Source organism: Algoriphagus yeomjeoni, assembly GCF_003259505.1.
In the GTDB taxonomy this organism is placed as follows: domain Bacteria; phylum Bacteroidota; class Bacteroidia; order Cytophagales; family Cyclobacteriaceae; genus Algoriphagus; species Algoriphagus yeomjeoni.
On record NZ_QLLK01000013.1, the window covers coordinates 104,413 to 125,070 of the forward strand.

15 protein-coding genes are annotated in these 20,658 nt (G+C 40.5%); 4 read left to right on the top strand and 11 right to left on the bottom strand.

Going from position 1 to position 20,658, the window contains the following annotated elements; genetic code table 11:
- Window positions 1–151: 151 nt before the first annotated feature.
- The 4 genes from LV83_RS18350 to LV83_RS21675 all read right to left on the bottom strand — a co-directional run bounded on the left by LV83_RS18350 (window position 152) and on the right by LV83_RS21675 (window position 4,691).
- Window positions 152–1,687 carry a TlpA family protein disulfide reductase gene (locus LV83_RS18350; RefSeq protein ID WP_111613024.1) on the bottom strand — a complete coding sequence of 512 codons (1,536 nt, stop codon included), beginning with the start codon at window positions 1,685–1,687 and terminating at the stop codon, window positions 152–154.
- Window positions 1,688–2,192: 505 nt separating this feature from the next.
- A complete protein-coding gene (locus LV83_RS18355; protein WP_111613045.1) occupies window positions 2,193–2,987 on the bottom strand; it encodes a transglutaminase domain-containing protein in 795 nt (264 codons plus the stop codon).
- A gap of 167 nt (window positions 2,988–3,154) precedes the next feature.
- Entirely contained in the window at window positions 3,155–4,327 is a 1,173-nt protein-coding gene (locus LV83_RS18360) for a PQQ-dependent sugar dehydrogenase (RefSeq protein WP_111613025.1), read from the bottom strand.
- 106 nt (window positions 4,328–4,433) lie between these two features.
- Window positions 4,434–4,691, bottom strand: a complete 258-nt coding sequence (locus LV83_RS21675) for a hypothetical protein (RefSeq protein WP_245947096.1) — start codon at window positions 4,689–4,691, stop codon at window positions 4,434–4,436.
- Window positions 4,692–5,023: 332 nt separating this feature from the next.
- Between LV83_RS21675 and LV83_RS18370 the strand changes: the two genes are divergently transcribed.
- A complete protein-coding gene (locus tag LV83_RS18370) occupies window positions 5,024–6,367 on the top strand; it encodes a Gfo/Idh/MocA family protein (protein ID WP_111613026.1) in 1,344 nt (447 codons plus the stop codon).
- 101 nt (window positions 6,368–6,468) lie between these two features.
- Here LV83_RS18370 and LV83_RS18375 read toward each other — a convergent pair whose 3' ends face one another.
- From LV83_RS18375 to LV83_RS18400, 6 genes are all read right to left on the bottom strand, one after another.
- A complete protein-coding gene (locus LV83_RS18375) occupies window positions 6,469–7,767 on the bottom strand; it encodes a M28 family peptidase (RefSeq protein ID WP_111613027.1) in 1,299 nt (432 codons plus the stop codon).
- A 514-nt stretch (window positions 7,768–8,281) separates the two neighbouring features.
- Window positions 8,282–9,811: a prolyl oligopeptidase family serine peptidase gene (locus LV83_RS18380; RefSeq protein WP_111613028.1), complete on the bottom strand. Its 1,530-nt coding sequence runs from the start codon at window positions 9,809–9,811 to the stop codon at window positions 8,282–8,284.
- 125 nt (window positions 9,812–9,936) lie between these two features.
- Window positions 9,937–10,881 carry an FAD-dependent oxidoreductase gene (locus tag LV83_RS18385; protein WP_111613029.1) on the bottom strand — a complete coding sequence of 315 codons (945 nt, stop codon included), beginning with the start codon at window positions 10,879–10,881 and terminating at the stop codon, window positions 9,937–9,939.
- 6 nt (window positions 10,882–10,887) lie between these two features.
- Complete coding sequence (locus LV83_RS18390; RefSeq protein WP_111613030.1) at window positions 10,888–12,678, bottom strand: serine hydrolase; 1,791 nt, start codon at window positions 12,676–12,678, stop codon at window positions 10,888–10,890.
- 370 nt (window positions 12,679–13,048) lie between these two features.
- Window positions 13,049–13,729: a response regulator transcription factor gene (locus tag LV83_RS18395; RefSeq protein ID WP_111613031.1), complete on the bottom strand. Its 681-nt coding sequence runs from the start codon at window positions 13,727–13,729 to the stop codon at window positions 13,049–13,051.
- Window positions 13,726–15,246, bottom strand: a complete 1,521-nt coding sequence (locus LV83_RS18400; RefSeq protein ID WP_111613032.1) for a sensor histidine kinase — start codon at window positions 15,244–15,246, stop codon at window positions 13,726–13,728. The genes LV83_RS18395 and LV83_RS18400 overlap by 4 nt, the downstream gene beginning before the upstream one ends.
- A gap of 114 nt (window positions 15,247–15,360) precedes the next feature.
- Here LV83_RS18400 and LV83_RS18405 point away from each other — a divergent pair, with 114 nt between their 5' ends.
- Together LV83_RS18405 and LV83_RS18410 are read left to right on the top strand one after the other, a co-directional pair.
- Window positions 15,361–16,191, top strand: a complete 831-nt coding sequence (locus LV83_RS18405) for a GLPGLI family protein (protein WP_111613033.1) — start codon at window positions 15,361–15,363, stop codon at window positions 16,189–16,191.
- A 20-nt stretch (window positions 16,192–16,211) separates the two neighbouring features.
- Window positions 16,212–18,893 carry a TonB-dependent receptor gene (locus LV83_RS18410; RefSeq protein ID WP_111613034.1) on the top strand — a complete coding sequence of 894 codons (2,682 nt, stop codon included), beginning with the start codon at window positions 16,212–16,214 and terminating at the stop codon, window positions 18,891–18,893.
- A 99-nt stretch (window positions 18,894–18,992) separates the two neighbouring features.
- Here LV83_RS18410 and LV83_RS18415 read toward each other — a convergent pair whose 3' ends face one another.
- Entirely contained in the window at window positions 18,993–19,571 is a 579-nt protein-coding gene (locus tag LV83_RS18415) for a YceI family protein (RefSeq protein WP_111613035.1), read from the bottom strand.
- A 268-nt stretch (window positions 19,572–19,839) separates the two neighbouring features.
- Between LV83_RS18415 and LV83_RS18420 the strand changes: the two genes are divergently transcribed.
- Window positions 19,840–20,577, top strand: a complete 738-nt coding sequence (locus LV83_RS18420) for a cupin domain-containing protein (protein ID WP_158530625.1) — start codon at window positions 19,840–19,842, stop codon at window positions 20,575–20,577.
- Window positions 20,578–20,658 lie beyond the last annotated feature (81 nt).

Here is a 20,658-nt window from a genome sequence, read left to right on the forward strand (position 1 = left end):
TGATTCTGGGCAACTTGACACCATAGAAATTATGGATAAGCGCGTTTACCTTTTACCTGGTGATTCAATTCAAATTGAAATTGATCACCTGGATAAGCTTGATCACAGAGTCCTCAAAATACTGTATCGGGCACCTAGACATTAAGAATAATTAGGGTGTTTTTATTGGTGGCGGTATTGGAGGTCCGGAGTTCTTGTTTTTTTCCCTTGGCGGCAAATTAGACACATCGTTTTCCTCAAACATGGATAGGGGTCTTGCTCTCTTTTCTATTATTTCCCCCTCTTTGGCAAAAAGGAAATAGTGAGGAAATTCCCCTTCCCAGTCAAACAACAAAGTGAACTGCTTTCGTAATATGTTGCCGGATTCACCCACCACCAAAAAGCAGTTTTCCTTTTTTAAGTTGTATTTCTCTACAACATTGAGCCATTTTGTTTTATCGTTTTCGAAAAACAGCCAAATAGGCCGTACTTTTTTAGAATTGTCTAAATGTTTTGTTTCTTCATATACAGCCATTTCTTCCAGGCAGGGCTTGCACCAGGATCCTGAAAAATCAAATAATAGATAGGGCTGGGCTGTGGTCTTAAACAGCTCATCAAAAGCAAGCTCTTTGTCATTCACATCAAACAAGCGGGCGCCTCTAATTTCATTGTTTACATAGCCCGATTTTTCAATTCCCCGATTGGGGTCCTGATCCAGCTGAAGTGCATATTCCTTAAAAGCAGGATAGGTTAGTTGGTCAACTAGCGCTAGTTCTTGTTCTTCACTTAACATTCCGTCATTAAAAAGATTGAGCTGTACATACTGCTTAACGGTATCATTACTGCTATAGAACCTTTCAAGAATAGCTTGTGCGTCGAGACCCATTTCCTTGAAAAAGTAAAAGACAGATCCGTAGTAGCCCAAAGTCACGGGGTCATCATAATCCTCTTCTTGTAAACTAGCATATTCAAGCATATTCATCTGACTAGTTTCAATGGCACTTCTTATTGATCCGTCTTTGGTGTTGATATAAAGATGTGCAAGCCTGTACGCTAGTCTTCCGAGAAGTTCTTTAGCACCATATTTTTTTACCGTTTCAAAAGTGGAACTGTCACGTTTCAGGTTAGGGTGATCTTTGTAAATCAGTGCCGTACAACTGTCAGCCATGCTCCTGAGGCTTTCTCTAGAGGTGAGTTCAGCTATTTGGTCCGCCGTTTTCAGATCTTTGAGAGAATTGGTAATACTGTTTAAATATTTATCGAACAAAAGACCAGATGGTCCCTTCCATATAAAAAAGACATTTCCATGATTAATAGTGATGATGTTCTTAAAACTCTCCTTTGGTTGCGATAAGACCTCAAAGTCCATGTTTAGGCTGTCGCCAGGCTCAATATGAAATATATAATGCCCCAAAGTCAAATAAGTCGGCTTTTCGATATTGGTTTTTATTACGGTTTTAAGATTCGCTGAAGTATCTAAAGTAAATGGAGGAGGTGGGAGATAAAGCGGATCAAAAGCTAACGGGTTACGCAGGCCAAGAGAGGATAAATACTTTCTGTCAACATCCTTTTTGAGATTTACTACAATTGTAGTGTTATAGATTCCCTTCTTTTCATTAGGCAGCACTTCGGAATTCTGTGAATAACATGAAACACTAATTAATAGGAATGCAATAAAAGCGAGTGTCTTATAAAAATCAGGTAGCATATTTTTTAGATTAAAGTGATTACACGTGTGGTTAATAAAAAAGCAGTTAAAATAAATTCTTAATCATAAAATATTTGTATTCGGAGAAAAAAAATATTTTATGATTTTTTAGGATTCTTAGTTCATTTGTAACTCCTTGAATTATACAGAAATTACCAGCAAAATCATAACACCAAAAAAGTTGGCTGGACCTAATAGTTTATAAAAGTATATGTATATCCGCTTTTCTACCAGTAAGGAAGCAAAAGCAATGTAGGTAATGTTAAACTTAAGAACTGAGGCCACTTCGGTCTTCGGTCATCCCCGCCTGCAGTTCGGGCAGGGGTCTTCCAGCCAACCAAGCATAGAATCAAAGGGACTGGCATCATCCGATAGCTATCGGATGCGGATAATCAAATAAAAGTAATACTTGCTTGGGGTAGACTGATTCCCTTTTGTTATCAGAGTGGGATTAGGATTCTCTTGATTAAAAAGTATACCGACTTTATTCCTGAGCAGACTTTAATTAAAAACTAGATTCGATCAACTCAACAGTCACACGCTGCTCAATGGGATAAACAGGAGTGCCAAATTGATTGAAAATGGCGACATCGGCAGCATCCCGACCGAAGCCTAGAACTACATATCCTCCTCTGTTGCCAACCTGAGTAGCATCAAAGGTGTACCAACGGTTTCCAATGTAAGCTTCAAACCAAGCATGCATATCCATGGGCTTTAACTCATGCAAATATCCAACTACTATTCGGGCAGGAATGCTCAAGCTTCTGCACATGGCAATACCCAAATGTGCCAAATCAGTGCATACGCCAAACTTTCTTGTATTAACCTGAATGGCAGATATGGGCTGGTTGTTGCTTCCTGGAATATAGCTGATGTTGTCCCAAAGCCAGTCGGTAATGGCTGCAACCTGATTATAGCCCAAATATTGACCCTGGGTGATTTCCATGCTCATTTCATTGAAGAAATCCGACTCGCAGTATCTGCTAGGAAGCAAATAGCTTAAAACTGCATCAGGTAAATTTTGGATTTCCACAAAAGGCTCATCAAAGCCCTGATCTATATAATCTGAGGTAATCACCTCCGAAGAAGTGTCTATAGAGAACATCCCAATAGGTGCAATCAATCGCTGACAGAGGTTGCCATAGCCGTCAGTGAATTCAAAAACAGGAATGCTGGGGGTGATTTTAAACTCCTCCTTTTCTACCCATTGTTGGCTTCCGCTTCTAGGTCTGAGCATCAATATGAAAGGCGTAGGTTCAGAAATCTCAAATTTTAGATTACAGCTGCTGCGTAAGTGCATAGATAAATTATTAATAACCAGAATATATTGTCTTCCTGAACCATTTTCTATTGGTTCAGGCAAAAGGATAAGCTAAACTTTCATTATGATAAAAAGTAAAGCCTAACTTAATCTATGGTTATTTCTTGGGCTGTTAGTGTTGGGAATATTCTGAATTTACTCAGTTCTTACTCGTACCCTAGTTTGTAGATTTTATCATCAAAACCACAGATATACAGTTCTTGGTTTTTGTCAATACCAAAAGATGAGATAGGGAAATCAGCATTCAGTAATTCATTGTTTATTGGGTTGCTTGGATCACTGACGTCCAAACTCCAGATCCTGCCAGAAACGTAATCAGCATAGATATACAAGCCTTCCAATTCTTCAATAGCAGAACCATGATACACAAAACCCCCTGTGACAGAAATGTCACCTTTGGAATGATCATATTCCCAAACGGGCAATTTTAGTCCAGTCATATCACAATCGGCAGGTTTGAAGCAGTGAACACCTTCCATGGTATTCCAGCCGTAATTCCCGCCATTCTCTACTATATCAATTTCTTCGTACTTATTTTGTCCTACATCGCCTACCCATAGCTGTCCATTGGCTGTATCAAAGCTAAATCTCCAAGGATTACGCAAGCCATAAGCATAAATTTCTTCCCGAAAGCCTTCCGTATTATTTGCAAAAGGATTGTCTGTTGGTATGGAGTAATTGCCTGCTGAAGACGGCTGATCTACGTCAATTCTGAGAATACTTCCGAGTAAAGTGCTTTTGTTTTGTCCATTTCCCTGTGGATCACCGCCACTTCCTCCATCACCTGCAGCTATATATAAGTAACCATCAGGCCCAAAGGAGACTTGACCTCCATTGTGGTTTGAGTAAGGTTGAGCATATTCTAACAAGACTAGTTCACTTCCCGGATCTGCTTTAGTTGGATCGGAAGAGGAAACTGAAAAGCGGGAGATGACAGTTCTATTAGGGTTTTCTGCAGTATAATTCACGTAGAAATACCCATTACTTTGATAGTCTGGATGAAATGCCAAACCCAATAAACCCTCTTCATTTCCAGAATCATCCACTTTACTTTCGATTGCTAGAAACTCAGACTTTTGCGTTGTCCCTGGGTTATTTTGAAATACAGAAATAACTCCTCGTTGTTCTACTACAAATACCCGGTCAGAATCATCACCAGCATGCTGGAAATCTACAGGTCGGGTAAAAGTTAAAGAAGGAAAGGCTTCTTGCACTGTCAGTTTTGCATCAGGGCTTGGCCCAGTCGATGGTCTCTCTTGGGAGCAAGCAGTTGAATAAGTGAGAACTAATATTAAAAAGGTATTCAAAAATGTCTTCATATTGATATTGGTCTACTGTTTAATGGTTGCTTAATACTATACCTACAAAATAGGTGATTTTGAATGACTTGTAAAATGAAAAAGGGATTTTTCCTGACTGCCTAGGCTATTGCTTTTTCTCAGGAGTAAACATGCTCAGATCCCACTCATTGTACCAGTGTATTTCCATTTCGCCTTCCTCTGTTATCGTAATCGGAAGAAAAACGTATTCAGATTCCAGTTTCCCCTGCCCATTCCAGCGGTCTCCCATGTAGAGGTCCAACACCACTCCTTCATTTTTCCAATTGTAGAAATCCTTGGAGGAATAGCAGGAAGCCCATCTGGGCATATTTCTATGCCGCCCCTTATAAAATAGATTTTTCAACCAATGAGGTTCATGTTTAGCTGGAGATTATAGTTTGCGCTTAGAGGAAGGATAAGCTGTTTTTCGCGTAAATCATATTCCTTTTTTATAGGTGGGATTCTGTATTGGAGGAAATCCATGGTTTTTTAGGAAAGCTTTTCCGACCCTAAAAAATCGTGGCTATTAAAATCATTCTTTTAGATTTGCTTACAAGCTAAACAAAAGATATTTTGGAGATTAGTTAATTAGTGCATTGATTGTTGCCTGAAAACATCCATACATATAAGTTTATACATAGAAATACTATTTTTTCAATAAATTGAATTTAATAACAACCCAAAATAAATCTAACCATGAGTAAAGAATCGTCTAGAAGAACCTTCATCAAAAAATCCGCACTAGCGGGGACGGCAGCAATGGTACTACCCACATTTATCCCTTCCTCAGCGTTTGGCGCCAATGACCGAATAAATGCAGCTGTCTTGGGGATTAATGGTAGAGGTAAAAGTCATATCCAGGGCTTTATGGCTCAGAAAGACGTTGAGATCACTACACTTTGTGATCCAGACATGAACCTCCTGACCCCTGCGCAGAAAGCTTTTAAGGAGAAATACGGCAAAGATGTAGCCATTGAGCAAGACCTGAGAAAGGTATTTGATAATAAAGACATCGATGTAGTGAGTTTGGCCACTCCTAATCACTGGCATGCATTGGCTACTATTTGGGCTTGCCAAGCAGGCAAGGATGTCTATGTAGAAAAGCCAGGATCGCATAATATCTCTGAAGGTCGTAAGATGATCGAGGCCGCTGAAAAGTATGACCGGATCGTGCAGCATGGAGTTCAGTTGAGGAGCTCACCTGCAGTGCAGGAAGCTATTCAATTGATGCGAGACGGATACATAGGTAGAGTTTATATGGCTCGAGGTCTTGTGTTTAGAATGCGTGGTGATATAGGTGTCAAGGGGACTTCTCCGGTGCCAGATGGATTGGACTATGACTTGTGGACCGGCCCTGCTCCAAAGGTTCCTTTTACCCGTGATCTGGTACATTACAATTGGCATTGGCATTTTGATTATGGAAATGGTGATGTCGGAAACCAAGGTATCCATGAAACTGATCTTTGTATGTGGGGACTGGATGTAGGTTTCCCAACCAAAATTACTTCCATGGGAGGCAAATACCTTTGGAAGGACAGTAAGGAAACTCCTGAAGTTTTAACTTCTATCTATAACTATCCTGATGAGGATAAAATCATACAGTTCGAAGTTCGTCCTTGGTACACCAATGCAGAGGATGGAGCTACTGTTGGGAATATCTTCTATGGGGACAAAGGGTATCTGGTGGTCGATGGCTACGATAAGTATAAAACCTACTTGGGAAATGACCGCACTCCAGGGCAATACGGTGACGATGGGGGAGCAGCAGCTTCAGGAATGGACAGAGGTGCAGGAGGGACAGATGGTCACTTTACCAATTTTATAGAGGCAGTTCGTAAGCATGATAAATCTATCCTAAATGGACCGGTGGAAACCGCACATTTATCTTCTGGATTGGCTCATTTAGGCAATATCGCCTATAGATTGGGACGTGTTCTTGACTTTGACCCTAAGTCAGAGAAATTTGTCAACGATTCAGAAGCAGACGCTATGCTTACCAGAGAATATAGACCTGGTTTTGAAGTGCCTTCAGTAGTGTAGGTTAAAGAGTCCAAGAACTAGATTGCACCAAGTAAAAAACCCTGTCAAAAGTGATTTTGACAGGGTTTTTTTATAATTGTTTAGGAAATTCATATCGATTTTTAATCCAATTTCTCTACTCTAGTCGGCCTGTCTTTCCCGCTGATAATACTTTGGCTGCTGAGTGCGATGGCTTTAATTACCTCGGTCATATTCTCCATATCTAGCGTTTCGAACTCGTCACTTGCTTTGTGGTAATTAGGTTCGTTGTTTGGCGCTTCGTCCATTTTGGAAGTAGAGATGGTATGTGCCGGCACTCCCAATGCTGCCAAAGTTCTGTTGTCAGATCTATAAAATAAGTTTTGCTTTGGATAAGGATCTGGTTCGAAATGGAATTTGGATCCTTCCAGATTCTTTTGAAGTATCTCGCCCATAGAACTCTTTTCAAAGCCTGTGATGTAAGCAGAATTTGTTCCCCATTTACTTTCGGTACCTATCATCTCGATGTTGAACATGGCGACAACCTTGTCAGGATCCAGTTGCTGGCTGAAGTAAGTACTTCCAAATCCACCAGACTCTTCCGCCGTGAAGGCTACAAAAATCAAGGTGCGCTCATTATCCTTTATCTTATTGAAATACTTACCCAGCATCATAACAGCGGTAGTTCCGGCTGCATCGTCATTTGCGCCGTTGTAAATGCTGTCTTGGCTTGCATCCGGTCTACCTATTCCAAGGTGATCGTAATGAGCTCCAAAGACTACATATTCATCCTTTAGAGATTTGCCAGGAATGACACCAACGACATTCTTCAGCTCTTGCTCAGTAATTTTATTAGTGATTTTAAGTGAAACAGAGCTAGGGTCTAGGGTTTCTGTCATCACGAAAACCTGTGAATGTGCAATCGGGAATTTTGCCCTGCCTGCAATTCTTCCTAATCTTGCGTAGTTGGCCGCATGCGAAGGATCTATCAGAACCAATGCATTCTTTTCACCTCTCAAGACAGGAAATACCAACTGATTGAAATCGGCATCTTTTGGTACTTTGACCACATCTATTTCTGACAGAGAATTGATTTCTATAGTTTCAGACGTACTATTTACAACCAAATTGCTAGGACTCAAAGCTTCTTTGTCAAGCGTTCCACTCACTTCTGCAGGAGTTGCCAGTAGCATAGCGAAGCTTTGCATATAGGAAGTATTATCTCCGAAATACTCCAAGCCGCTTGCTCCAAACTCGGAAGCGATGAAATTGGCAGCCTTCTCCAATCCAGGAGAATAAATGCCTCTCCCTTCCATATCATCTGCAGAGAGAGTTCTTTCCACCCGTGCAACTTCTGATACTGTAATGATGGAGCCGATTTTGGGAGTGCAGGAAAATAGTCCTGTGTAAAGTATAGATAGGGCTAAGAATGTTTTTTTCATTTCGGAAATTAATTGATTCTGGATTAAAAGTACTGGGCAAATATTATGGTTATATGGAATCGTGCCAAAAGCCAAATATTCTATGACAAGCAAGATCCGAAGGATTGAGACAATTCATAACCCTCGGCAGAGCCGGGGGTAAAGAAAATACTTGGTTAACAAGCCCCGAAGGGGTGTCACTTTATAGTTTCGCCCTTGCAGGGCTAGAAATGCTATCGATTCGTTTACCCTGCACTTCGTACAGGGTCATGAATAGTCTTGCTCTCCCGCATAGCTATCGGGACGGAGCTAACCATGATATTATGCGATTTGAATACTGAATACCAAATTTTGCTTTTATAATTTTCTTTACTGGCAGAATAGCGAATAATCATATTAAATACTCTTTGTTTTTTCTTGAAATGCGTTTTTTCCTTAGAGAAAAGCAGCTTTCTAATAATTTGGTGGTTACAGAATTAGCTTGTGAGTTCTATTTTGGAAAGACCTGGATATGGTTTTAGTAATGGAAGTAGCTTCAATTCCGAAGTTGTTTTAAACGCTCAATGGCATTTTGGTTTTCAGGATATAATTCAAGAGATTTTTCAAAATTTTCCATTGCCTTTTCATTGTCCCCAACAAACAGATAAGCTTCACCCAAACTGTCAAAAAGGTTTGCTGATTCTGGATATAAATGGGTAGCTAATAGGAAAATATTTATTCCATTCTGGGCTGTCTCTGGCTTGTACAAAAGCTGTAATCCCAGATTGTTCAAGTTTCCTTCAGGCAATTTCAAGTCAGGATGTTCCTTCAAAGTTGATTCGTATAGGGAAATCAGATTTTGATAATTCTGGGATGATGCTAGTTCATTGAAATCCAGGAATGAGAAAACTTGAATATCTGCTTGCTTGGATCGGTAGCTTATTAGGTCTTCTTTTATGCCATTATCAGAAGGCTGGTTAGTTATGAATTTCAATGCTTCCTGATCATCTTTTAAAAATGCATCCAGAAATTTTAAGGTGTAAACAGAAGCCAATTTATAAGATTCCATGATTTCAAGATCACTTTTATCTTGTCTCTCATCCCGAGGTTGGAATAATACACCTAAAGTGCTAAAATAGGAATGCGATAGGTTGTGGAATTTTAGGCTATACGCCTGACTATTGCTCAAACTGTCATAAAATTCAAAGTTGTGATCTAAGCTTGGGTCTATTTTGTCCGCAATAATAACCTCCTTTGGAATGTCTTTTTGCGCAAAATGGATAAAGGGAACATCCACTTTTTCAAGATTGAAAAAAGGTGATTGCTTTAAGGTTTCATATTGATATTTAATGCTTCCATCCAGACTTACAATTGCTTTGATTTGCTCATTTCGCATCTGTGCAAGTACATTAGACAAGCCTCCAAAGCTGAAGCCCATCGTCGCAAGTTGGTTGAGGTTTGCCTGGGGTATTTTGGCTACTTCTGCTATCAAAAATTCAATATCTCTTGCCTGAGTTTCCAAGTCTTTTCCCGTTCCTCCTTCAAGAAATTTATTTTCCGTCCCTCGACTTGGACTTGATATCACGATATAGCCATGGCTTGCTAAATATTCGCAAAGAGCGAAATTTTCAATAGATGATGCCTGATAGCTTGGAGCATAGACTAGAACTGAGAAATTACCTTTGGCAGGTTTGATTCCAGCAAAAGCTCTTGTTACCTCTTGGAGATGTCGTTGATTTTCAACTGTATTTGGATAATAAAACCAGTTCAGAATTTGCTCATCTGGGAGGTATTCCCATTCCTCTTCTTCCTTTAGAACTTGCATGTAATCTAAAACAGTCCTTGCTTCAGATTGCTTCGGATGATCTGTTGAAGGATACCAAATGCTTACAGGAATTGGTCTGGGGATGGTGTTATTGTTCCAATCGTAAATTCTCTGGTAAGTACGTGTGCTGTCAGCAGTCACATAGTGTCGAAAACCCACCGTAAACTTCCCCTTTTCCAGATCAATTTCATCAAGAGAGGTCTGCCCGAAACTGAACGAGACATTAAAAATTAATAAGATTAGGATTATTCTTGAGTTCATGTTTTCATGTGATACAATTCAAAGCTTCTTCGCCTCAGGTAATGAATGTCTAGCCATAGGCAGTTCAAAATAGATTGAAGCAAAGACAAGAACATACAAAAAATATAAGGTTAATAATTGAGGAACTAATGCTTTTGCCTTTTTACAAGCAAATCTGCAAGCTCCAATGCACAACCCCAAGCCACTGTAAAACCTGCCCCTCCGTGTCCATAGTTATGAAAAACTGTGGAGAAGACTCCATCAAACTCAAATCGAACAGCACTTCTTCTTGGCCGTAGTCCAACCATCACTTCTAGTAATTGTGGACTTTCTGCATTGCTAGCTTCCTTTAGCCGCTCGAGAATTAATGTGGTATCAGCTGGATCTTCGGTTTCATTCCAATCATTCTCATAGTCAGTTCCCCCAATCACAGAATCCTCAGATCTATTAATCACATAGCTGAGTGCGCCTCTTTTAGTGGGATCGGCAAATGATGGAATATCCATTTTCTCACAGCGAAGAATTTGCCCGCGCATGGGATGAAGATCATCGTCATTGCAGAGAGCTTTTGCTCCCAAGCCCGTGCAATTGATCACCAAGGCATCCAAACCAGCCATTTCTTCCAACGAAGTAATTTCCCATTTTTCAAAAGAACCTCCATTGTCTATGAAACGCTCGAAAAGATGTGGCAAATAGAGTTGGGGTTCTGCCAATGGAACTTCAGAAATAAATGCCATTTGCATTCCTTTTGGTAATTCCTCAGGTTTTGCTTTTCTGACTTTTCCTTCTGGAAGTTGCTTTGTCCAGTCTATGTTACTTTCTGGGGTGTACGCTGTGATAAAGGGAATAAAAGAAACGCCATTTCCTTCCTTGATTTCACTTTCATAGCGCTCATATGCAAGCGTCGCCCAATGGTTTGTCTTTTCTTTGGGTTGGATTTCAAAAGGAAACCAAATTGCTCCGACTTTGCTGGAAAGAGTTTTGTCATATAGTTCTTTGGCGACAAGTCGAACATGAAAACCTGCTTCCTGAAGTGAAATAGCAGAAGTTAAACCCACTATTCCAGAACCAACCACAGTGATTGATTTCATTGGAAGTTATTTTTTGATGGCTGGAAACGTTCCATTGGGTTGGATTAGCAGCATGGTAGTTACTCCATCTTTTTCTTCAAAGCGTACTTTATATCCGTCTAAACCTTTGACGATAAATTCATTTTCACCGGTGGGAGTGATCGTATATTCTGGCTGTCCTGGTACAAACAAGGTCAACTTTTCCTCCTTCATAAATACTTTCAAGTCAGTTCCTCCCAACGTGTATGTTCCCACATAAGACTCAAGAGTTTCCGCTGTAACTTTTGCTTCTGCCGGAGTACGCTTGAAAGATATCGGATCCAATGTCGGCTCTAATTTCAGACTTGCAGCTTCTATATCTCCGAGGTCGTTGGTTCGGAAATTGAAATTTAAACCTCCGCCAGAAGTCGTGTCTACTTTGTTGTCTACTACCGCAAAAGCATCAAAGATATCGTAATGCACATGGTTTAGATAGACTCTTTCTCTTACGAACTGAGCCCAAAGTGAATCGTTTTTGTATTCAATAGTGAAAGTACCATAACCCGGATGGTAGTATTTACCCGTGTACTCGATTAGGCTGTGCGATGGAGTAGTATTTGGAATGGTGTTGGACTTTTTCTCTGCTTTTGCCTTTTCCTGTTGTTCTTTAATCTTCCCGATCTTCTCTTTGTAGTAGCTCACCCAATCAGTTTTTTCCAATCCCAATAGTTCATCTGAAAGTGCATCACGAACCAGTCCAGGCAAGGCAGAACCGTTTTGATTAGTCAGGACTACGATGCCTAAGCTGTCAGTTGGGAAAAATGCTACATTGGCAGAAAAGCCATCTATGTTTCCTCCGTGTTCTAGCCTATAGTGACCTTTGTAAGAAGAATTGAACCAAGCATAGCCGTAACTGTTCAGGTGCTGATCTGGAAATTGTTTGTCGGCAATTCCTCCTCCTACGAGCATCAAGGGATTGACAGCTTTCGCCACATAAGCTTCAGGAAGGACCTGAGTTTCGCCTAGTTTTCCTTTGTTAAGCCAAATCTTCAACCAATTGGACATCTCTTTTACACTACTATTGATACTTCCTGCCGGGCTGATAGCAGCTATATCGTAGTAAGGCATAGCTTTGTTTGTAGTGAAGTCTTCCAAACTGTAGCCTTTGGAGATATTAGGTTGAGATACCATTTCGCTTATGCTCACATTGGAGTTAGTCATGTTAAGTGGCTTAAAGAAGCGCTCTCTAATATTGTCTTCCCAGCTTTTGCCAGTCAGCTTTTCTGTAATCAGGCCTTGTGCCAAATACATGAAGTTGTTGTAATACCATTGCTTGCGAATTCCTGTGAATGGCTCTTGGTATTTCACCCGTGCCAGGAGGCTGTCCTTATCTGCTGTTGGAAATAAATACCAGGAAATATCGTGACGTGGAAGTCCAGTTCTATGACTGATCATATCCAAAATAGTGACTTGGTTATTTAATTCGTCATTGTAGAACTCCAGTTCAGGCAGGTACTTCTTCGGGCTGTCGGTAAACTTCAGGCCTTTTTCCTCCTCCATAATTCCTAAAAGTGCAACTGTAAAGGCCTTGGAAGAGGAGCCAATTGCATAAAGCGTGTTTTCATCCGCTAGGATTTTGTTTTCCAAATCTCGATATCCAAAACCTTTGGAATAAATCAGTTGATCGCCTTTGACGACAGCTACTGAAAAGCCAACTGTTTGTGTAGCTTCTTGAAGTGCTTTTAGCTTAGTATCAAGAGTTTTGGTGTCTAGCTTGGTCTGTGCAAAAGCCAGAGAACTGCTGATAAGAAAAAGTAGAGTAATGACTTGAGTCCGCATGTTTGCTTGAAATGAGGTGGTTTTATTACCTCAAACTCAAGATTTTTTCTGTAAAAATCTAAGTAATGATGGGGTTTTTTAATGCATTGGTTAAAGTATTAAAAATCGCGTGGTGCAGAGGCGACTACTTGGGACCTTTTCCTAAAATTCCAAGCAGCCTTTGCCTCCGACTTCTCTCCACACAAAATCTTAGTAGGGTTAAGATTCTCTTCGGGTGTATAACGATGACTAGGAAGGGTAAATTCTCGCGGATTATCTTAATAAGCTTTAAAAGATGATAAGCTTCAAATGCCTAAACTTCGCCTCGGTTTCAGTCTCACAGACCGAAATAGTTCAGGTTAAATGGCCTGTGATACAAACATGGTGAATGCTAGCACACCAACTTATACCCAAATCCCCGCACATTCAAGATCTGGATTTGATCATCATCCTGCAGTTTTTTGCGAAGCTTAGTGATAAAAACATCCATACTGCGGGCATTGAAAAAGTCGTCTGAACCCCAAATCTGCGTGAGAATCAAACTTCTATCGGTAATCTGATTGGCGTTTTCCAGAAGGATTTTCAAGAGTTGGGATTCTCGGGCGGTTAGGTGACATTCTTCATTATCAAGCTTTAAAAGTTGCTTGGTTGGGTGGAACTCATATTTCCCAAGACCTAACCAATCCGACTGATTTTTGCGCAATTGCTGTCGATCAAGCTGAGCTTTGATCCGTACGATAAGTTCCTCCATACTGAAGGGTTTACGCACATAGTCATTGGCACCCAACCCAAAGCCTTTCAAGACATCTTCAGTTTGGGATTTTGAAGTCAAAAAGATAATCGGTGTGTAAGGATCTATCTTTCGGATTTGCTCGGCCAGAGTGAATCCGTCCTTTTTCGGCATCATCACATCTAGTATCAGTACCTCTGGTTTTGAGTTTTGATAACTTTCCCAAGCTTGCTGTCCATCAGCGCAAAGGGTAACCTTGAAATCCCGGCTTTCCAGACTTTCTTGGATGATCATTCCCAGCGCCATCTCATCTTCTGCTAGTAGAATTCTGACTTTACTCATGGCCAAATCGTAATAAATGAGGTGCTTCTTTCGGATGATTCCAGCTCGATTTTACCCTCGTGTTTTTCAATGATTTTCTTCACATAATAAAGTCCAATTCCAAAGCCTTTAACATCATGAAGATTTCCTTTTGGGATTCTATAAAACTGCTCGAAAACCCGTTCTTTTTGATCTGAACCTATATTTCCACCATTATCCCAAATCCTGATTCTAGTGCTGTCTCCCTGATCAACTGTAATTCTTACTTTATCACCACCGTATTTGAGCGCATTATCCAATAAGTTAGAAAGTACATTTTCGAAGTGAAAAGGATCGACCTGAATGGGGGTTATATGAGAAGGCATTACGAGCTCTATTTCTTTCTCCGGTGCCAAAGTTTGAAACTTCTGAACCAAAGACCTGAGAACTGGAAGTGGATCGACCTCCTCTTTTTGAAGTATAAATTGATCGGAATCCAAGGTGGCAGTTTCCAGCAATTTCTCCACCATCAAGTTCAATTTGAGCATTTGGCCTTTGGAAATCCCCAAGTACTTTTTGGTCTTTTCAGGATTGTTTTCAGGGTTGAACTGCTCGATTCCTTCTATTGCTGAGAGCGTTGTTGCGATGGGAGTTTTGAATTCGTGGGTGATATTTCCGATCAAGTCTTCTTTGATTTCAGCTATTTCCTTTTGGTTTTTGATGGTTTGGTAGAGGTAATAAAACGCTCCTGAGATAATCAAAAGAAAGATTACAGACATGAGAATATCAACTATTCCGCGCTTCAGAACTGTGAGGGCAGTGTTCTCAAAATACATTTCCAGCTTCTGGCCACGAGGTAAGAAAGTGGATTTTGAAACCGTGGAAAAAGGCATTTCTGTTAATTCCGGATAGTTAAAAGAACCAGCTATGGTGTCTTTTTCGTATTGGAGCAGGCCATAATTTATACTGATATCTCGCCGATCCAATTCATCCTTCACCAGCCTGCTGATTTTCTCAAAATCAAGTGAATCCCGAGTTATCGAGATAATAATCTGGTTGGTGAGCATTTTAAGATTCCTGATGCTGTCGGCAGCATTCAGGCCTCTGAAAATATTGATATTTTGTATTTCATGGGGATCAATCGTATTCAACGTATCAATCTTTGTATGAAACCTGAGATTTTTGGTGGTATCAAATTCCCCGAACCAACTTAAGCTCGAAGTGTCACCAGCTTCCATTTTCTCCAGTGCTTTAAAAAGGACTTTGCTTTCCCCAATTCTCTTAAAAAAATCATTCTCCGTGCTGTCAAACTCTGCATTTCCTGTTGTCCTAAGTTTGATAGTAGAGCTTTTATTCTCTGTGAGCGTGATCACATCTGTTTTAGCCAAATCAGCGAAGTACACTTCGAGCGCATTGTCCAAACTTTGCTGGATATCAGCGCTGAGTTGAGTTTCATTTTGCTTGAATTGAGTGACATTACGGTAGATCTGCACACCTATACTCACCAGCAGCGTGAGGGCAATCAAAATACTTATTCGCTTGAAATGTAGCTTTTTCACTGTGCTAAAGTAGATGCTAGGAAATTTATAAAATCGAATGTTAACACACGTTAACAGTGCTTAACTAAGTTGCAGAGGCAGTTTGTATTGGTTTGTAGCAACAAATTTACAGCTATGAACATACGAATTCTATTTCTCGCATTTGCCCTGATGGGCTCGATCTTTACTGCCAAAGCTCAAGGTCTTACCGGTAGAGCATACTATAAAACTTCCTCCAGTTTCAAGATTTCAATGGACAGCACCAAAATGGCTCCCGATGTCATTGCTGACCTTCAGAAGCAACTGAAAAAGCAAATGGAACGTGAATACATCCTTTCTTTTTCCCAAACAGAATCCAACTGGAAGCAAGTCGAAAGTCTAGGATCTGGTCCAGCTACGGCTTCTTCAGGTGGAGCCAGCATAGTGATTAATACCGGGAATCAGGACAGATTACTCTATAAGAATGTGGCTGAGCAAAGCTATATCAAAGAGGAAGATTTGATGGGAAGAGGGTTTTTGGTCAAAGATAGTCTGAACACTTACGACTGGGAATTGACTGGAGAAAGCAAGCAGATCGGTGATTACACCTGCCAAAAGGCTACTTACTCAAGGATTGTGGATAGTAAGACTTTTTCCATGGGTCAGGATGAGATGGAGATTACTAAAGATACCGTCAACGTAACCGCTTGGTTTACGATGCAGATTCCAGTCAGCCATGGTCCTGATGATTTTTGGGGATTACCAGGGTTGATACTGGAATTGCAAAATAGAGGGATGACCTACATCGCCGAGCGCATTGTTTTGAATCCAAATGAAGCGGTGGAAATAGAGGTTCCTAAAAAAGGAGAAATGATCAGCAGTAAGGATTATGATGCGCTGTCGGAAGAGAAAATGCAGGAAATGATGAAGCGCTATTCCGGCAAACCAGGAAGCGGCAATGAGATGGTGATCAAAATCGGTAATTAATCGCTTATAAAATTCTATCCATGTTATTAGCAAAGCGGTTTTTTGCGATTGGTTTTTTTCTTCTGATTGCCTTTCCATCTTTTTCTCAAAATAAAAACCTGATCGGACAAGTCCTGGACAGTTTGAATCAGCCGATAGCTTACGCGAATGTCGTAGCAATCAATCAGACTACTCAGAAAATCGGGGGCTTTGGTATTACTAATGGGGAGGGTCGGTTTAAAATTGGACTCGCACCTGGTTCGGAATATTTGCTCCGCGTGTCTTTCGTCGGGTATAAGCAATTCGAGCTAAAGATCACTGAATGGTCTGATCAAGAGCAGATAAAGGTTATTCTAAGTCAGGATGAAACCATGCTGGATCAGGTGGAAGTGGTAACTGAACTGCCAATCACAATGAAAGGTGATACGCTGACTTATAAGACAGATGCATTTACTACAGGTACGGAGCGGAAGCTCAAAGATGTGCTGGAGAAGCTTCCGGGATTCGAAGTGGATGATAATGGGGAGGTAAAAGTGCAGGGAAAAAAAGTGGACAAAGTGATGGTGGATGGAAAGAATTTCTTTGATGGAGATACCAAACTGGCTACCAAAAACCTTCCGGCAAATGCGGTGGATCGAGTCCAAGTGTTGAAGAATTTCAATGAAATAGCCCCAGTTCGTGGGTTGGATAATGACGAGACTTTGGCGCTAAATATTCAATTGAAGGATGGGAAAAAGAACTTGGTTTTTGGTGACTTGACTGCAGGAGCGGGACCTCAAGAGCGCTATTTGGGTCATGCGAATGCTTTTTACTATTCACCAAAAGTGAATCTCAATCTGATCTCAGACGCCAATAATGTAGGGGAATTGGCTTTTACCCTTCAGGATTACTTTAGGTTCAGTGGAGGATTAGCTGGTTTGGCTGGGAAGTCAGGCTCCTCTCTTAGCGTGAGCTCGGATGACCTGGGAATTCCCATGGCACAGCGAAATAATGCCCTTGATCTGAGGACAGAATTGGCTGCATTGAATTTGAATTATAATCCGAATAAAAAATGGAGGCATTCAGGCTTTGTGATCGGTTCCGCTTCCAAAAATGAATTGGGGTCTTCTTCTCAGCGAACCTATTTGCGAACAGATGAAAATAATCAGGAGACACTCACTTCAGCAAACACAGTTGAGAATAAGTCTGGCTTGATGAAATATGCATTGACGTTTACTCCTAAAGAAGAAACCTATGTGAAGTACAGTGTTTTTGGAAAGTTGGCTGACATCGCCACTCAGAATTTTCAGGATTCAGATTTTGGGCAGATTCGACAGCAAATAAATAGCTTCCAAAGCCGGCAGCCATACACAGTTCAGCAAAAAGGGGAGTGGTTTCATGCTCCTTCTGACAAAAGAGTCTTTTCCGTGGAGGCAAATTGGGAGAAAAACTACTCGAATCCCCTCTATGATTTGACTACCAATCAAAAACCTTTCAATGGGATGTTCCCAATTGTGGACCGTGAAACTTACCGTTTTCTCCAAAATCAGGATATCAAAACCCGTACGCTGGAAGGAGCATTCAATTACTATCATATCCTGAATCCGACCAATCATATTAACTGGAATTTGGGATATACCGACACAAGACAGGAGTTAGTAGGATTTGTGGAGCAGGCGGATACAGATGAGCAGGCTGATATGGAAGAGTTTGAAAATGATTCCCGTTTTGGCTTTCAGGATTTGTATCTGGGGATGACTTACAAAACCAAATGGAAATCAGTGGTCATCAGTCCCTCTCTTTTTCTGCATCGATATGCATGGAATGATGTGCAAATGGAAGATGAGTTGAGTAATGATAAACTCCTGCTTCTACCAGGCATGTATGCCAAGTGGAGCATAAAATCCAATCGATCATTGACATACCGATTTAGTAGTCAGGCGAACTTCATGGATATACAGAAACTCGCGCAGGGATTGGTGATCTCAGATTACAATGCCATTTTCCAAGGAAACAGACAGTTAGACAATGGCTTGTTTTACACCCAATCGCTTAATTATAACCACTTTGATTTCTTCTCCTCGCTTAATTTATTTGGAAACCTGAGTTGGACGAGAAAACATAATGACTTGGTAAATACGACCAACTTTGCCGGGATCAATCGAATCATGAGTATACAAAATATTGATCCAGTGAATGAGTCGTTAACTGCAAGTCTGCAAGCGGATAAGCGTTTTCAAACCTTCAAAATCTCTGGGGGAGGAAACTGGAATAACTACTCCACCAACAGTTTTGTCGATCAAATCCTGATTCAAAATAGTCAATTTGCACATTCATATTTCTTCAAGTACACTAGCACGTTTATGAAAACTGTGGAGGTAGATTTGGGATATACCTGGAATCAGAACTTTTACAATTCTACCAATGCCAAGAATACCTTTAACACCTTTTCTCCAAAAATCGAAGTAGATTGGGATATCTGGAAGGGCTTGAAATTGAATGCGGATTACACCTACAATTCGTACATGAATAAAGCATCTGGTACAACTAGTGACTTTGATTTCTTCAATGCTTTTCTGAGTTATCAGGGAAAGTCAAGTCCTTGGGAGTTCAGACTAACAGTTTGGAATATTCTTGATACACGCTCTATACGCCGTGATAGCTTTACCGAGAACCTGATCAGCACTTATTCTTACTTGGTGCAACCTAGGTATGGACTGTTTACTGTGAAGTGGGATATTTAGTGGAAGTTGGATGTTAGGTGCTTGGTGACCGATGTTGCTTAGCGATAAAATTGAAAAGGCCGGGATTTCCCAGCCTTTTATGTTGTGGTAGTTTAGTAATTATTCGCTTGCTACCAATTTCACATCTAGTTCTACATCATCGTAGATCATCTTGTCAGCAAGGTTTTCGAAATATGAACCTGAGCGGTATTTGATGTCGTAGTGGGTACGATCGAAAGTTAATTTACCCGTTGCTATGATTATGCCACCTTTTGCACTCACACTTGCTGGGAAAGTAACTGGTTTAGTGATGTTTTTGATGGTCAGATTGCCAGTAAGCTCGTAGTCTTTTCCGTTGGTTGTTGTTGCTTTTGTGATCACAAACTTGGATTTATTATGCTTTTCTACTGAGAAAAAATCATCTGATTTTAGGTGGTCAGTTAATCTTTTGTTGGATCCAGCATCAGTAATATCTTCAACAGTCAAGTTGGTCATATCCATTTCGAAAGTTCCACCGAGGATTTTGCCATTTTGATAGTCGAGCGTTGCAGAAGAGATCGGAACTTTGCCGTGATGCTGTCCAGTGACCTTTTTAGCAGTCCAGGTGATCGTACTTTCTGAAGTGTCAACATTCGCGACTTCTGGTACAATTGAGAATGCTGTAAATGCTAAGGTGAAGAGTAAAGTAAAGATTTTCATAGTTCTAGTTTAATAGTTTTAATGATTTATGGGGATTTGAAACCAAGGGGATAAGACGCAGTAAAACGAGCTAGGGTTCTATAATAGAACTGTTTTAGGCAATTTTATTCAAAAGGTAGGATTAGCTGTTTTTTGGTAAATTGGAAAAAGTTAAAAGCCAGCTTGAGAAAGGAGCTCACTCCAGTTTTTGATTCCAATTTCATATATTTCTAAACGGCTACTTGAAAATATTCCTATGAAATATACACTCATCACTCTATTCTGCCTTATGACATTATCAGCTTTTGCACAACTTAAACCCATAGAGTCCGGCGTGTTTAAGTGGGATGATTTTAAGGTTATTCCAAACAATGATAGGGTAAGCAGACCTATTTTGGAAGGAGTTTCCACACATTTGGATTACCTAGAGATGCATGCCACCACTCAAAATGTAGGTGCTAAACCAAGTACAGCGCATGCAAACGAGGATATAGAGGAGATAATAATAGTAAAGGAAGGAACCATGAAGGTGACTATAGACGGCGAAAGCTCCATACTAGGAGCAAATGGTGTTGTCTCTCTGATGCCACTACAAATGCACTCACTCGAGAATGTTGGGACTACTCCGCTTACCTATTACATCATCCGATACAGATCAAAGAAGAAAATGGATGTGTCTAGAGGAGTTGCCTCAGGTAATTCGCTGATGGTCAACGCTGATTCTTTGCCTTATAGGTCCACAAGCGTAGGAGGGGTTCGTTCCTATTTCGATAGGGAAACTGCTATGTGCGAACGATTGGAGATGCACGTGACTACTTTGGACAGAAAAGTAGCTAGTCATGAACCACACGCTCATGATGAAACTGAAATTATCCTAATGATCTCAGGTGAAACGGCCCAAATGATAGATGGCCAGGAATACACCGCCAAAGCTGGAGATTTTTATTTTATGGAATCCCAATCGGTTCATGGAATCCGAAATATCAACGATGAACCAACAACTTACTTTGCTTTTAAGTGGAAGTGAAGATTTTATGGTTCGCTCTTTCATGATTAGCATTTTAGAAAAATGAAATTGTCGGTTTTCCCTTAATGAGGATCAATTATG